The following is a 13284-nucleotide window of genomic DNA, read 5'->3' on the forward strand; positions in this document are numbered from 1 at the left end:
CTCGGGCACCTCCAGATCGATACCGTCCAGCACGGCCTTCTCGCCGTACGACTTGCGCAGGCCCTTCGCCAGGATGGCCGGGTTCGTCATGGCAGGTGCTCCTCAGAGGCTGCGGGCGGTGATGTCGCCCTGGTCGGTGGTCGCGTGGAAGGCCAGCTCGGCGTCGGCGCCGGCGCTGTTCTTGAGCGCGTTGCTGACGCGGCCGTAGGAGGTGCCCGCGTCGAGGGAGGCGGAGACGCCCCGGGCGGCGCCGACGGAGATCGAGCCCTGGTGGGTGCGCAGGGTGACGGTGCCGCGTACGGCCTCGGTGACGGTCAGGTCGCCTCGGTCGGCGGTGATCTCGGCGGGGCCGTTGAGGCGGCCGATCTCGACGGAGCCGTCGTGCACGGCGAGCCGTACGTGCGCGGCCTCGTCGATCTTGACCGGGCCCTGCGCGCCCTCGAAGTCGACGTCGCCGAGCCGTCCGACGCCCCGCAGCTCGGCGGCGGCCGTCCGCGCCTCGACGCGGGACCCGGCGGGGAGCTGCACGGTCACCTCGACGGAGCCGGAGGAGCCGAGGACCCGGCTCTTCGCCTCGGGCGCCGCGACCCGCAGCACACCGTCCCCGTACTCGACGGTGACCTGCTCGGCGGCCTTGGCGTCGCGGCTCTTCGCGGGGTTGAGGGGGAGGACCTCGACGGCGGTGTCGGCGCGGTCCGCGGCGATGAGCTGGACGCGGCCGGCGGGGATGTCGAGGACGGCGGTGACGGGGGCGGGGGTGTCGAACTTCTGCATCGTGCTCTCCTGTGCTTCTCGGTTGCTCGCCGGTGTTTCCGACATGAGAAAAGCTACGTTGCGTTCGAGATCTCATCAACACCGTTGTTGCATTGGAGACGCATTCTCGCAGTTCAAAGCGCAGAAATCATTGCAATGGGTCCGAACCTAACGCAACAACAGAGGCCGGTACGTTGCAATGGTTCAGAGAGGAAAGCTACGCTGAGCCCGACGGACGTACGAGAGGAGCGCGCGATGCCAGGGGGCAGGCTCACCCAGCAGGAACGCCAGCGGATCGCGACGGGCCTGGCCGACGGCCTCGCCTACGCGGAGATCGCCCGGCAGCTCGACCGGCCGACGTCGACGGTCACGCGGGAGGTGATGCGGAACGGGGGCCCGACGGGGTACCGGGCCGACATGGCCCACCGCGCCACCGAGCGCCGCGCCCACCGGCGCAGGCAGCCCGCGCCGCGCGGGCCGGAGGCGTCCCCGCAGGAGCACGGGCGGGACCCCGACGCGGTGCGCGACTTCGGGGAGACGTTCACGACGGTCCTCATGGGCCAGGGCCTGCCCAAGATGATGGCCCGGGTGCTGACCTGCCTCACCCTCTCCGACACGGGCAGCCTCACCGCGTCCGAGCTGGTCCAGCGGCTCCAGGTCAGCCCGGCGTCCGTGTCCAAGGCCATCGCGTATCTGGAGAACCAGGGGCTCGTGCGGCGCGAGCAGGACGCGCGCCGCCGCGAGCGGTACGTGGTGGACGACGACGTCTGGTACCAGTCGATGATCGCGAGCGCCCGGGGCACCGCCCAGCTCGTCGAGATCGCCCGCGAGGGCGTCGGCGTCCTCCGGCCCGGCACCCCGGCCGCGGTCCGCCTGGAGAACATCGCCCGGTTCCTCGACTTCGTGTCCGAGAGCATAGCCCGCGCGGCGGAACAGGCCCGGGAGATCCTCCACTCCAACGCGACGGTGGCGAGCGGGAGTTCGGAGGACGCCTAGATGTCGCGGGCCAGGAGGTTGTCGACGCACCTGGCCGGTGTTGACCTTCAAGTCGCGTTCAGGAGCACCACGCCGGCCTTCACATCGCCGGCTTCTATCCGTCCCTGCACCTCGATCTCGCCGACAACTACCGCCGCCTCGGCTCCTTCGGCGCAGCTACCGAGCACACAGCCGCAGCCGAAGAGCACGCCCCCGACCTTCCCCAGGACGCGTACGGGGCCTTCCTCCGTACTGCCCTTGATGAGGTGGCAGAGGCCATCTCCGCGCGGGACATCGCCAAGCGAGCCTCCGCCCCGGGCCCCGCCGCATGACGCACCGGAACGCGCCCCTCACTCGGGTCAACCGGTACCGGCGCCCGCGAGTGCCGTTCAGGGGTGCAGGACGACCTTGAGGGAACCGGCGGCGCGGTCGGCGGCCACGCGGAAGGCCTCGGCGGCCTCGTCGAGGGGGAAGCGGTGCGTGATCAGCGCCTTCGCGATCCCGGGGTCCCCGGCGAGCAGCGCCGCCGCCGCCTCGAAGTCGCGGACGCCGTCGTGCCGTCCGTAGGCCATGGCGTGGACGTAGGTCAGCTCCTTGACGAGGCCCGGGATGCCCGGGAGGGGGACCGTGTCCTGGTACACGCCCAGCAGTACGACGCGGCCGCCGGGGCGGGCGAGTTCGGCGCACCGGGCGAGTCCGGCCGCGCTGCCGGCGGCGTCGATCACCACGTCGTAGCCGCCTTCCGCTTCCACCTCACCGGCTCCGAGGCGTTCCGCCGCGACCCGCTGGTGCTTGTGGCGCACCTCGATGTCGGCCTCGGAGCCGAGCTGCCGGGCCGACGCCGCGGCCAGCAGCCCGATGCTGCCGCCGCCGACGACCGCCAGCCGCTCCCCCGGCGCGAGCGCCGCGCGACGGACCCCGTGCCAGGCCACCGCCGCGGGCTCCACGAGGCAGGCGTCGCGCACGTCGAGCCCCGCCGGGAGCGGGACGAGCATGTCCTCGGGGACCGTGACGGCCTCGCACATGCCGCCGTCGCGGAATATCCCGAGCGTCCCGTGCTCCGGTGCGGCGCACCGCTGGATGTGACCGGCACGGCACTGCGCGCACGCCCCGCAGTGCACCGTGGGCTCGACGGCGTAGCTCCGGCCGTCCGCCGCCGTGCCCGCGAACTCGTGGCCGTACGTGTAGCCCTGAACGCCGCCCGCCGCGAAATTCACGTCCGTACCGCAGATGCCTGCGGAGGCGACGGCGAGACGCGTTCCCGGCACTCCTCCGGGTGCCTCCGGTTCGGCGGCCTCGCCGACCTCGGTGACGAGGATGCCCTGATCGGTGTTGCGTACGGCGCGCATGGCGCTCCCTCCCACTGCCCTTATGCGAACGTGGTTAGCTTAAGGTAAGCGAGCGGTGTTCGCCTTACGTCTACGCTTGTCCGGTGCGCGAACCGAAGACGACAGAGCCCGGGGCCGACCATCCGAAGCCGGGCACGGCGGCATGGTGGCTCGCCCGGGAGAACGAGCCCGCGCGGCCGCGGCGGCGCAGGTCGCTGACCCTCGACGCCATCCTCGACGCGGCCATGACCCTGCTCGACGCGCGCGGGGCGGGCGCGCTGACGATGCGCAACATCGCCGAGGCGCTCGGCTGCACGCAGGCGTCCCTCTACCGCCACGTGCGCAACCGCGAGGAGCTGGTGACCCTGCTGGTCGACCGGGCGGTCAGCGTGGCGAGCGCCGCGCCGCCCGAGGGCGCGGACTGGGCGGAGAAGGCGGCGTGGTCCGCGCGCCGCTTCCGCGAGCATCTGCTCCGGCATCCCGGAGTGGCCTCGCTCCTGCGCGGGACCGAACGGCTCGGCCCCAACTCCCTCGCCGGGATGCAGTACGCCCTCGGCCTGTTCATCGGCGCGGGCCTCAGCCCCCGCCTCGCGTCCGCCGCCGCGTCATCGCTGGCGACGTTCGTCCTGGGCTCGGTCCAGTTCAACCTCGGGCTGGACACGGCGGACCCGGAGGAGAGCCGCCACCGCCGCCTGCTCTACGGCTCCCGCGACGCCGGGGCCCTCCCCCTGCTCGTCGAACACGCCGACACTCTCGCGGCCGTCACCAGCGACGACGAATTCGAGTTCGGCCTCAACGCCCTGCTGACCGGCTTCCGCGCCCTGGCCGCCCCCTCATGAGCCGCACCCCGGCACCGGGGGTCACCCCCGCTCCTCCCCCTTGAGATGTGCCAGCAACCCGGACAGAGCCCGCGCCGACGGGGCCAGTACGTTTTCGGGCTCGTCGCTCTCGCGGAGGTGGAGCGTGTTGCCCGTACGGGCCAGTTCCACGCACGCGTTTCCGTCGTCTCCGCCGGAGAAGGAGGACTTCTGCCAGTGGATGGGAGCATTCATGGCCTGACCTCACAGTTCTTTGGCGACCTGGTGGATGAAGTCGTGTGACTGACGCGGGGTGAGCGCCGCCTCTTCCATCTTATGGAACAGCCCCTGCGCGCGGCGGAGTTGTGCCTCCGCGTCCAGGAAGTAGGTGCCGTGGGGCGTGTCACGAATCACCGTGTCGAGCCTCGGTACCGGGCCGCCCACGTACCCCATCGACCAACCGCCGCCGCCGAATCCCTCGCGTGCGAACGGGATCACCCGCACCGTGATGTGATCCACCGCCGACAAGGTCAGCATCCATTCGAGCTGCCTCCGGGCAGAAGCACGATCGCCGACGCGGATGCGGAGTGCCGCCTCATGGGTGATCGCGTCGTACCGGAGTGGTGCGTCACCCTCGATGAACTCCCGCCGCCGCATCCGGTGCTCCACTCGGGGCTGCAACTCGCTCTCGGGGAGCGGCGGGTACCGGTACCCGAAGATGGCGCGGGCGTACTCCTCCGTCTGCAACAGACCCGGCACGTGCATGAGCACCACATCCGAGCGATACGTCGCGTGATGCTCCAGCTCGGAAACGTCGAGGAATTCCGGGGGCAGCACGCCCCGGTACTCCTCCCACCAGCCCTTCGTGCGGTCCGTCGCCATGGCGACCAGCGCGTCGATGTAGTCGGTGTCGTCGCACGCGTAGTGCGCCGCCAGCCTGCGGACGCGTTCCGCGCTGACGCCTCCGTTGCCCGCCTCCATCTGGCTCATCACCGCGGAGTTGGAACCGAGGAGGCCCGCGACCTCGCGTGCGCTGAGCCCGGCGGCGTCCCGCAGGCGGCGCAGCTCCGCGCCCAGACGCATCTGCCGGGCGGTGGGCTGGCTCCTCAAAGGCATGCGGATCTCCTCGAACTCACCTGAGTAGCTGACCAGTTGAGCGCATCAGATTACGCGCGGAAGTTGCGGCGTAGCAAATTTATCGTCTACATTCGGTGACGCGTCGCACACGCTGCGAGACCGGGGCACCCGGAAGCGCACTGTTCCGTCATGCCATGGCGGAGCGGCCATGCCACCGCCCGAGGAACGCCGCGCCCCCCTGACAGAGACTCTCCTCGGAGTGGCCGTATGTCCGAACCCTGGGACTACACGCTGCACGTTCCCAACGATCCACGGGCCGTGGCGATCTGCCGTCACACCCTGCGCATGGTCCTCATCGCGCACGAGGTCGCCCACCTCGTCCCCGTCGCCGAGCTGCTCGGCACCGAGCTGGTCACGAATGCCGTGCGGCACACCAAGGGGCCCGCCGCCCTGCGGATCTGCTGGGACGTGGGGACCGGCACGCTGCGGATCGGGGTGTGGGACACCGACCCCACGCCACCCGGGCCAGCACCCGCGAGCGCCCTCGCGGAGGACGGGCGGGGCCTCGTCCTCGTACGCGCCTGCGCCGACAAATGGGGCTGGCATCGCCTCGCGTACAGCGGCAAGCACGTGTGGTGCGAGCTGGCCGACGCCGCTGAGGCGCGCGTCCTAGACCGGCACGCGGGAGTCCAGGAGCCCCTCTTCCTTCAGCGACGCCCACAGGGCGGCGGGGATCTCCGTGCGGTGCGCCGCGACGTTCGCCGCGACCTCCTCCGGGGTGCGCATGCCGACGACCACCGAGGCGACCGAGGGGTGGAGGAGCGGGAAGGCCAGGGCCGCGGCCGGGAGCGGGATGTCGTGCGCGGCGCAGACGCGGGCCAGGGCGCGGGCCCTGTCGAGCTGTTCGGCCGTCGCGGGGGCGTAGTCGTACGTGGCGTCCGGGGAGGGGTCGGGGGTGGCGAGGAGGCCGGAGTTGAAGACGGACGCGGCGACGAGCGAGACGTTGTGCTCGGCGCAGGCCGGGAGGAGGTCGTCCAGGGCCGAGTGGTCGAGGAGGGTGAGGCGCCCGGAGAGCATGACGACGTCCACGTCGGCCTCCCGTACGAGGCGGGTCAGCATCGCCGTGTCGTACATCCCGGCGCCGATCGCCCGCACCATGCCCTCCGCGCGCAGCTCGTCCAGCGCGGGGTAGCCGTCGCGGAGGGCCTCCTCGAAGTGCGCCTCCGCGTCGTGGAGGTAGAGGATGTCGATCGCGTCCAGGCCCGACCGGGTCAGGGAGTCCTCGACGGAGCGGCGGACGCCGTCCCGCGAGAAGTCCCAGACCCGGCGGTAGGTGGCCGGGACGCGGAAGCCCTCGGGGTCCTCGCGCCCCTCCGGGTCCTGGGGGACGAGGATCCTGCCGACCTTCGTCGAGACCGTGTACGCGGCGGGGTCGCGGCGGCGCAGGGCCGCGCCCGTACGGCGCTCGGACTGGCCGAGCCCGTAGTGCGGTGACGTGTCGTAGTAGCGGATCCCCGCGTCCCAGGCCGCCGCGAGCGCCGCGGCGGCCGTGCCGTCGTCGAGCGGGGTGAAGAGGCCGCCGAGCGGGCCGCCGCCGAAGCCCAGCTCCGTGACCTCCACCGTGCTGCGCCCCAGGTGGTTCGTCCTCAGATGGGTCGTCTCCATTCGCCGATGGTGCCCGGTACGCGGCCTCACTCCAACTGTTTCGACGGGAAAGTCTCGTGGAGCGAGCGGCGCCAGCGGTGGGCGGGGAGGCCGGGGCACAGCGCGCCGAGGGAGGCGTACTTGGTGAACTCGGCCGCCCGGAAGCCGTATTCGTGCAGCAGCAGGTCGGCCTCGGTGAGGTGGCCCGTCGACTTCGTCTCGACCAGGACCAGGTCGCGGGCCGCCGCCAGCTCGGTGCCGTCCCCGTCGCGGCAGACGAGGCCCGCGTCGCAGGTGACGCGCTGGCCCTCGGCGACGAGCGTCGCCCGGTCGTAGTCCGTGACCAGCGAGGGGCGCAGCTCCTCGGGGACCGGGAAGTCGTCCCCGTACGCCTCGGCGAGCGTACGGGCGAGGAAGTCGCGGTCGCGGCCCGTCAGGCCCTCCTCGTCGGAACGCCTGCGGCACTTCACCGTCTGGCCCCGGTTCCCCTTGACCTTGATCTCGAACTGGCGCTCGCCCGTGTCCGCGTAGAGCCGCGTACGGATCTTGCAGCGGCGCCTGCGGCCCTGCCGGTGGTCGTGGTACGCGCGCAGCCCCGGGGTGTCGTAGTAGACCGAGTGGTAGCGGAACCAGCGGCGCCCGTTGATCGACAGCGCGCGGAACGGCTCGTCGCGGTGCGGGTCGGTCAGCCGGGCCGCGACGGCCTGGAAGGTGTGCGCCGGCACCAGATAGCAGCGGTCGTAGCGGTCGAGGAGCTGGGCCCGTTCCATGACGGCGTCCAGGCCGATGGGGTGCGCGGCGAGCGCGGCCCGCGCGATGGCGCGGACGGCGGGGGCGACGCGGGCGGCTCGGGCGGCGGTCATACGGCGTTCTCCCTCATGCGTGCGGGGACCTGGGGGACGGGCGCGCGGTGGCCGGGGGCCGGCCGCCGCTCCTGCCGGTAGCGGACGTCGACGACCGTGACGTCACGGACGAAGTCGACCTCGGCGACCGACCACGCCAGCGGCTCGCCCAGCCGCGCCCGTACGTGCGCGCGCACGGCCTCGGGGTCGCTGACCGCCGCGTCGAGCGTGACGACGGTGCGGTACGTCCGGGCGAAGAGGCGCGGGTGGTCGGCCACGTAGATCACGGCGATCGGCAGCACGCAGAGCGTGGCCGCGATGCCGAACGGGAGGTGCGGCAGGCCCGCTATCAGCCCCAGGACGAGGGTGGTGAAGTAGTACGCCACCTCCTCGTTCTGGATGGACTCCGAACGCAGCCGGATCATGGACAGCACGCCGAAGAGGCCGAAGCCGAGCGCCATGCCGCCGCCCTCCCCCACCCGGGCGAGGGCGGCGACGACGGCGAACAGCGCGACGTTCAGCGCGAGATACGCCGGGAGCAGGTCTCTGCGCCGGTGCCTCGGGAAGTACACGGCGAACGTGAGGACCGCCACCGCGCCGAGGTCGAGCGCCAGTCGGCCGAGGAGCTGGCTCAGTGATTCCATGCCCCGCACGCTAGGGAGGCGCGGGTTAACGCGACTTCCCCGCGACGTTAAACGTCCCGCCGGACCCCTGGACCCCTCGGCCCCCGGGCCCCCGGGCCCCTCAGCGGGCCGCGTCGTCGATCAGCTTCAGGGCCAGCTTCTCCAGCTCCTCGTCCGCCTTCTCCGGACTGCCCGTGTCGTACGGCGGGTCGGGGTCGTACTCGATGCCGAGCTGCACCGCCTGGGCCGTGCGCGGGTCGGCGATACGGGACGCGAGGTGCAGGGCCATGTCCATGCCCGCCGAGACCCCCGCGCCGGTGAGGATCTTCCCGGCCTCCACGAACCGGCCGGGCGTGTACGTCGCACCGGCCTTCTCCAGATACGGGCGCGAGGCCCAGTACGTCGTCGCGGGCAGCCCGCGCAGCAGGCCCGCCGCGCCGAGGATCAGCGAGCCGGTGCACACCGAGGTCGTCCACCGGGTGTGCCGGTGGAGCGTCCGGATCCACTCGTGGACGCCCTTGTCCTCCATCATCGCGAGCGTGCCGCGGTTGCCCGCGCCCGGTATCAGCAGCACCTCCGTGCGCCGTACCTCGCGCATCGCGCGCGCCGCGACGAGCGACATCTCGCCGGTGTCGGTGAGCACGGGGCCGCGCTCGCGCGCCACCGTCGTGACCTCGACGCCGGGCACCCGGCACAGCACCTCGTACGGGCCGACGGCGTCGAGCGCGGTGAACCCGTCGTAGAGCAGGATGCTCACCCGGGTACGGGGCGGCTCCGCGCCCTTCCGCGCGCCCTCCGCGTGCGCGGGGCGGGCCCCCGCCGCGAGGCCCGTCGTCAGTCCCGCCGCGCCCAGTCCGCCCGCCACCGCGGACCGCAGCACCGTCCGGCGGCGGCTCCCCGGCCGCCCGCCGTCTCCGCTCATCGTCCTCATCTGCGCGCATCTCCCGTCGTGTCCGGTCATGCCGCGTCATCTCCCCGCGTCCGTACGGGAATCGGTCACCGCGGCACGTACCTCAGGGGTCGGGCGGATCCGCACCTGAGTTCCCACGCGGCACGGCCGCCCTCCTATCCTCGTGCGCACGGACATGGGGTGACGGGAGCACGTATGCAGGGACTGACCACCGACGATCCCGCCTGGATCGGCGGGTACCGGCTCCTCGGCAGACTCGGCGAGGGCGGCATGGGCCGCGTCTACCTCGCGCGGTCCGAGCGCGGCCGGACGGCGGCGGTGAAGGTCGTCCAGGCGGAGCTGGCCCGGCAGCCCGACTTCCGCCGCCGGTTCGCGCAGGAGGTACGGGCCGCGCGGCGCGTCGGCGACCGCTGGACGGCGCCCGTGCTCGACGCGGACACCGAGGCCGACACCCCCTGGGTCGCCACCGGTTACGTCGCGGGGCCCTCGCTGACCGAGGTCGTCTCCGAGCAGTACGGGCCGCTGCCGGTCACGTCCCTGCGGGCCCTCGCGCTCGGGCTCGCCGGAGCGCTCCGCGCCATCCACGACGCCGGGCTCGTCCACCGCGACCTCAAGCCGTCCAACATCCTCGTGACGATCGAGGGGCCGCGCGTCATCGACTTCGGCATCGCCCGCGCCCTCGACGCCGCCGTGCAGTCCGCGGGCGGCCTCACCCGCACCGGGGCGCTGGTGGGTTCGCCCGGCTTCATGTCCCCCGAGCAGGTGCGCGGCCAGCGGGTGACCCCGGCGAGCGACGTGTTCTGCCTGGGCACAGTGCTCGCGTACGCGGCGACGGGACGGCTGCCGTTCGGCACCCAGGACAGCGGGCTGCACGCGCTCCTCTTCCGTATCGCCGAGGAGGAGGCCGACCTCGACGGGATCGCCGAGCCCTGGCGGTCGCTGATCGCCTCCTGCCTCGCGAAGGCCCCGGAGGGCCGCCCCGGCGTCGAGGACCTCCGGGCCGCCGTCGAGGAGACGGAGGCGACGCCGGGCACGGGGCTCGGGGAGGCGTGGCTCCCGGCGGAACTGCTGGCCCACCTCGGGCAGCGGGCCGTACGGCTGCTGGACAGCGAGGACCCGCAGCGCTTCGGCCCGCCGGACCAGGGGGTTCCGGGCCCGTCCCCCGCGTCGCCCGCGCCCTTGGCGCCCTCCGCCCCGTCCGCGCCGCCCGCCCCGTCCGCCGTGGGGGCGCCCTCGCCGGTCCCTTCTCCGGCACCGGCACCTTCTCCGGCACCGGGCCCGGGCCTCACGGGCGCGGCGCCGCCCGCGTTCGGCGCCGCGCCGCCGCCGCACTGGCAGGGACCGGGGCCGGGACCCGTGCCGGGTCCGCACCCGGGGCCAGGGCCGGTTCCGGGCCCGGGTCCGGGCCCGGGGTCCGGCCCCGGTCCGCACGGCACGCCGCCGCCGCGCTTCCTCGTCGGGCACGCGGAGTCGCCCCGGGGCCTCGCGACCGCGCTGCGCGTGCTGCTCTGCTGCTACGGCGTCGCCTTGGCCTTCCACCTCTTCGTGCTCTTCGCGGTCGAGGGCTCGCTGAGCAGCGAACTCAGCTCCACCGTCCGGGGCGTCGGCGACTTCGAGGAGATGCGGCTGACGACCGTCGCGGCCGAGGGGCTCGCGCTGATGCTGGAGGTCGTGACCGGCGTCCTCTGGCTGTGCTGGTTCCGCCGTACGCGGCTCAACGCCGAGGTCTTCGCGCCCGGCACGCTCCGCGAGGCGCCCGGGTTCGCCGTCGGCGCCTGGTTCATCCCGTTCGGGAACCTCGTTCTGCCCAAGCGGATCGCCAACGACGTCTGGCGCGCGTCCGAGGGCGAGCACCCCGCCTCCCGGGGGATCCTGCAGGCCTGGTGGATCGGCTGGCTGGCCTACCTGCTGACATACCTGCTGAGCGAGATCAAGGGAAGCTGGTACGACACCGAGCAGGCCGGCTCCGCCTCGACGAGCCTGACGTTCGGTGAGATCAGCGACGTCACGGGGCTCGTCGCCACGGTGCTCACGCTCTTCTACGTCGCCCGTCTCACCTCGCTCCAGCAGGCCCGGCTGTCAAACAGAGGCCCGTTGGCTGCCAGGTCGTGACCTTGGTGACGGACAGTCGGAACACGAAGAAGAAACAGGGGGCGGGCAGATGGCAGACCTGGCACCGGACGATCCGGCTGAAATCGGCGGCTACCGGCTGCTGAGCAGACTCGGCACGGGCGGCATGGGCCGGGTGTACCTCGCACGGTCGGAGGGCGGCCGTACGGTCGCGGTCAAGCTCATCAAGAACGAGCTGGCCCAGGAGGAGCTGTTCCGCACCCGCTTCCGGCTGGAGGTCGAGGCCGCGCGGCGCGTCGGCGACCGCTGGACCGCGCCCGTGCTCGACGCCGACACCGATGCCGCCACCCCCTGGGTCGCCACCGGCTACATCGCCGGGCCCGCCCTCGACCACGTCATCGCCGCGGGCCGGCCGGGACAGGGCCGGGGCCACGGCCCGCTGCCCGCCGACTCACTGCGCGTCCTCGCGTACGGGCTGGCCTCCGCGCTGCTCGACATCCACGGCGCGGGGCTCGTCCACCGCGACCTGAAGCCCTCCAACGTGCTGCTCACCATCGACGGGCCGCGCGTCATCGACTTCGGCATCGCGCGCGCCCTGGACGAGGTGCCCGAGTCGACGCTGACGAGCACCGGCATGGTCGTGGGCTCGCCCAGCTTCATGTCGCCGGAGCAGATCAGGAGCGGCCAGATCACCCCGGCCAGCGACGTGTTCTGCCTCGGCGCGGTCCTCGCGTACGCCGCGACGGGACGCCCGCCGTTCGGCGCGGGCGGCGGCGCGGGCGGGGTGCACTCGGTGATGTTCCGCATCGCGTCCGAGGAGCCCGACCTGGAGGGCGTCGAGGAGCCGCTGCGGGAGCTGATCGCGGACTGCCTCGCGAAGGAGCCGGAGGCGCGGCCCGCGCCCGAGGAGATCGTCGCGCGGGTGCAGCCGGTCTCGTTCGGCGCGGCGGCGCCGCCGTGGCTGCCCGCCGAGCTGATCGCCGAACTCGGTCGGCACGCCGTCCAGTTGCTCGACACCGACACGCCGCCGTCCGGCTCGGGCGGCCTCCCGCCCACGCGTACGCCGGACACGGGCGCCGGGGCAGGGGCCGCCGTGACCGGTGCCGGTGCGGGTGCCGCCGTGACCGGGGCCGGTGCCGGATCCGGTGCCGCCGGGACCGGAGCAGGGGCCGCGGGCGCGGGCACCACGCCGCCGCCCGGACACGCGTACGAGCCCGCGGCGGCGCACGCCGCGGCCCCGGGCCGTACGGGCGGCCCCGGACCCGCTCCCGACCCCGACCCCGACCCCGCCTCGGAGTCCGTCACCTCGCAGGTCCCCCGCTTCCCCGCGCCGGGACCCGACCCGCACGGGGGCCTCGGCACGACGCCGCCGCAGACCCCGGCCCCCTCGTACGCGCACGCGTCGCCCCCGCCGCCCCCGCGCCGTTCGCGCCGGGCGCTGGTGGCCGTCGGCGCGCTCGCCGCCGTCGTCGTCCTCGGCGGCCTCGGCTACGCGGCGACCGGGTCCGAACTCCCCCTCATCGGCAGCAAGACGGGCGGCAAGGAGGCCCACGACACCGATGTGCCGCGCCCGTACCTGGGCACGTGGAGCGGCGCGGTCGAGCGGGACGGCGAGCCCACGGGCCAGTACCGGCGGTTCGTCATCACCAAGGGCGAGGTCGGCGAGGTCGTGGCGACGAGCCTCAGCCTCGGCGCGAAGTACGTCTGCGAGAGCGACGGCAAGCTGGCCGCGAAGCCCAGCTCCTCGGCCGGGCTCCGGCTGGACACCAAGGTCGTGAAGTCCATCCCCGCCGACAAGTGCTCGGCCATCGGCGAGCACACCCTCACCGAGGCGGGCGACGGGGCGCTGAAGTGGAGCGCGGGCGGCCGTACGGCGATGCTGCACAAGGTCGACGGGACCGAGAGGCTGCCCCGCGAGATGGCGGGGGAGTGGCAGCGCCCGCTGCCGGGCGGCGGACAGCAGAAGCTCACCGTCACCGAGGACGCCATGGAGGACGGCAAGGGCCTGACGATGGTCTCGGAGGGCGCCGAGCACTGCGAGGCCAAGGTGACCGTGTTCTCGGCGGGCGGCGCCGGTGAGGACGGCGGGAACGGCGAGGACGGCGCCGTGCGGCTGGCCCCGCCGGACGTCAAGCGCGACCGCTCGAACGGCGCCTGCGTCTCGGGCGGTTCCTCGACGCTGACGATGCAGGGCGCCTCGCTCGTACGGAAGTTCCCCGACGGGAGCACCCGCACGTACACGAGGCTGAGCTGAGTTCAGGGCCG

At 73.4% G+C, this 13284-nt stretch carries 12 protein-coding genes and 2 pseudogenes; 6 read left to right on the forward strand and 8 right to left on the reverse strand.

From position 1 onward, the window contains the following. Window positions 1-102: 102 nt before the first annotated feature. Window positions 103-774, reverse strand: coding sequence for a DUF4097 family beta strand repeat-containing protein (locus ABD343_RS22295; protein WP_344530957.1), 672 nt, complete (start codon window positions 772-774; stop codon window positions 103-105). 234 nt (window positions 775-1008) lie between these two features. Between ABD343_RS22295 and ABD343_RS22300 the strand changes: the two genes are divergently transcribed. Together ABD343_RS22300 and ABD343_RS22305 are read left to right on the forward strand one after the other, a co-directional pair. Continuing rightward, a complete protein-coding gene (locus ABD343_RS22300) occupies window positions 1009-1749 on the forward strand; it encodes a GbsR/MarR family transcriptional regulator (RefSeq protein ID WP_344530959.1) in 741 nt (246 codons plus the stop codon). Between the two features lie 53 nt (window positions 1750-1802). Then, window positions 1803-2060: pseudogene (locus ABD343_RS22305) on the forward strand (hypothetical protein); the annotation flags it as partial. Between the two features lie 57 nt (window positions 2061-2117). On the opposite strand, the gene ABD343_RS22310 reads toward ABD343_RS22305, so the two are convergent. Further along, complete coding sequence (locus tag ABD343_RS22310; protein ID WP_344530961.1) at window positions 2118-3077, reverse strand: zinc-dependent alcohol dehydrogenase; 960 nt, start codon at window positions 3075-3077, stop codon at window positions 2118-2120. 83 nt (window positions 3078-3160) lie between these two features. Between ABD343_RS22310 and ABD343_RS22315 the strand changes: the two genes are divergently transcribed. After that, window positions 3161-3895, forward strand: a complete 735-nt coding sequence (locus tag ABD343_RS22315) for a TetR/AcrR family transcriptional regulator (RefSeq protein WP_344530963.1) — start codon at window positions 3161-3163, stop codon at window positions 3893-3895. A 21-nt stretch (window positions 3896-3916) separates the two neighbouring features. Here ABD343_RS22315 and ABD343_RS22320 read toward each other — a convergent pair whose 3' ends face one another. Beyond that, window positions 3917-4108, reverse strand: a complete 192-nt coding sequence (locus ABD343_RS22320; protein ID WP_344530965.1) for a DUF397 domain-containing protein — start codon at window positions 4106-4108, stop codon at window positions 3917-3919. 9 nt (window positions 4109-4117) lie between these two features. Further along, the gene (locus ABD343_RS22325) at window positions 4118-4969 is read right to left on the reverse strand and encodes a helix-turn-helix domain-containing protein (RefSeq protein WP_344530967.1); all 852 of its coding nucleotides are present in this window, start codon (window positions 4967-4969) and stop codon (window positions 4118-4120) included. Window positions 4970-5197: 228 nt separating this feature from the next. Here ABD343_RS22325 and ABD343_RS22330 point away from each other — a divergent pair. Next, a pseudogene (locus tag ABD343_RS22330) lies at window positions 5198-5584 on the forward strand (ATP-binding protein); the annotation flags it as partial. A 15-nt stretch (window positions 5585-5599) separates the two neighbouring features. Here ABD343_RS22330 and ABD343_RS22335 read toward each other — a convergent pair. The 4 genes from ABD343_RS22335 to ABD343_RS22350 form a co-directional block, all read right to left on the reverse strand. Further along, the gene (locus ABD343_RS22335; protein ID WP_344530969.1) at window positions 5600-6595 is read right to left on the reverse strand and encodes an aldo/keto reductase; all 996 of its coding nucleotides are present in this window, start codon (window positions 6593-6595) and stop codon (window positions 5600-5602) included. A gap of 26 nt (window positions 6596-6621) precedes the next feature. Continuing rightward, window positions 6622-7437: a VTC domain-containing protein gene (locus ABD343_RS22340; RefSeq protein WP_344530971.1), complete on the reverse strand. Its 816-nt coding sequence runs from the start codon at window positions 7435-7437 to the stop codon at window positions 6622-6624. Beyond that, entirely contained in the window at window positions 7434-8060 is a 627-nt protein-coding gene (locus ABD343_RS22345; RefSeq protein WP_344530973.1) for a DUF4956 domain-containing protein, read from the reverse strand. The genes ABD343_RS22340 and ABD343_RS22345 overlap by 4 nt, the downstream gene beginning before the upstream one ends. A gap of 100 nt (window positions 8061-8160) precedes the next feature. Beyond that, window positions 8161-8970 (reverse strand): DJ-1/PfpI family protein, encoded by an 810-nt coding sequence (locus ABD343_RS22350; RefSeq protein WP_344530975.1) that lies wholly within the window; start codon window positions 8968-8970, stop codon window positions 8161-8163. A gap of 174 nt (window positions 8971-9144) precedes the next feature. Between ABD343_RS22350 and ABD343_RS22355 the strand changes: the two genes are divergently transcribed. Next, window positions 9145-11061 (forward strand): protein kinase domain-containing protein, encoded by a 1917-nt coding sequence (locus ABD343_RS22355; RefSeq protein ID WP_344530977.1) that lies wholly within the window; start codon window positions 9145-9147, stop codon window positions 11059-11061. 49 nt (window positions 11062-11110) lie between these two features. Beyond that, window positions 11111-13273, forward strand: a complete 2163-nt coding sequence (locus ABD343_RS22360; RefSeq protein ID WP_344530979.1) for a serine/threonine-protein kinase — start codon at window positions 11111-11113, stop codon at window positions 13271-13273. Window positions 13274-13284: the final 11 nt, after the last annotated feature.

Source organism: Streptomyces albiaxialis, assembly GCF_039530985.1.
GTDB classification, from domain to species: Bacteria; Actinomycetota; Actinomycetes; order Streptomycetales; family Streptomycetaceae; genus Streptomyces; species Streptomyces albiaxialis.

Excerpts from the sequence above, each read along its gene's own strand:
- ABD343_RS22295 (WP_344530957.1), bottom strand. The coding sequence starts at position 774 with ATGCAGAAGTTCGACACCCCCGCCCCCGTCACCGCCGTCCTCGACATC.
- ABD343_RS22300 (WP_344530959.1), top strand. The coding sequence starts at position 1,009 with ATGCCAGGGGGCAGGCTCACCCAGCAGGAACGCCAGCGGATCGCGACG.
- ABD343_RS22310 (WP_344530961.1), bottom strand. The coding sequence starts at position 3,077 with ATGCGCGCCGTACGCAACACCGATCAGGGCATCCTCGTCACCGAGGTC.
- ABD343_RS22320 (WP_344530965.1), bottom strand. The coding sequence starts at position 4,108 with ATGAATGCTCCCATCCACTGGCAGAAGTCCTCCTTCTCCGGCGGAGAC.
- ABD343_RS22325 (WP_344530967.1), bottom strand. The coding sequence starts at position 4,969 with ATGCCTTTGAGGAGCCAGCCCACCGCCCGGCAGATGCGTCTGGGCGCG.
- ABD343_RS22335 (WP_344530969.1), bottom strand. The coding sequence starts at position 6,595 with ATGGAGACGACCCATCTGAGGACGAACCACCTGGGGCGCAGCACGGTG.
- ABD343_RS22340 (WP_344530971.1), bottom strand. The coding sequence starts at position 7,437 with ATGACCGCCGCCCGAGCCGCCCGCGTCGCCCCCGCCGTCCGCGCCATC.
- ABD343_RS22345 (WP_344530973.1), bottom strand. The coding sequence starts at position 8,060 with ATGGAATCACTGAGCCAGCTCCTCGGCCGACTGGCGCTCGACCTCGGC.
- ABD343_RS22350 (WP_344530975.1), bottom strand. The coding sequence starts at position 8,970 with ATGAGGACGATGAGCGGAGACGGCGGGCGGCCGGGGAGCCGCCGCCGG.
- ABD343_RS22355 (WP_344530977.1), top strand. The coding sequence starts at position 9,145 with ATGCAGGGACTGACCACCGACGATCCCGCCTGGATCGGCGGGTACCGG.
- ABD343_RS22360 (WP_344530979.1), top strand. The coding sequence starts at position 11,111 with ATGGCAGACCTGGCACCGGACGATCCGGCTGAAATCGGCGGCTACCGG.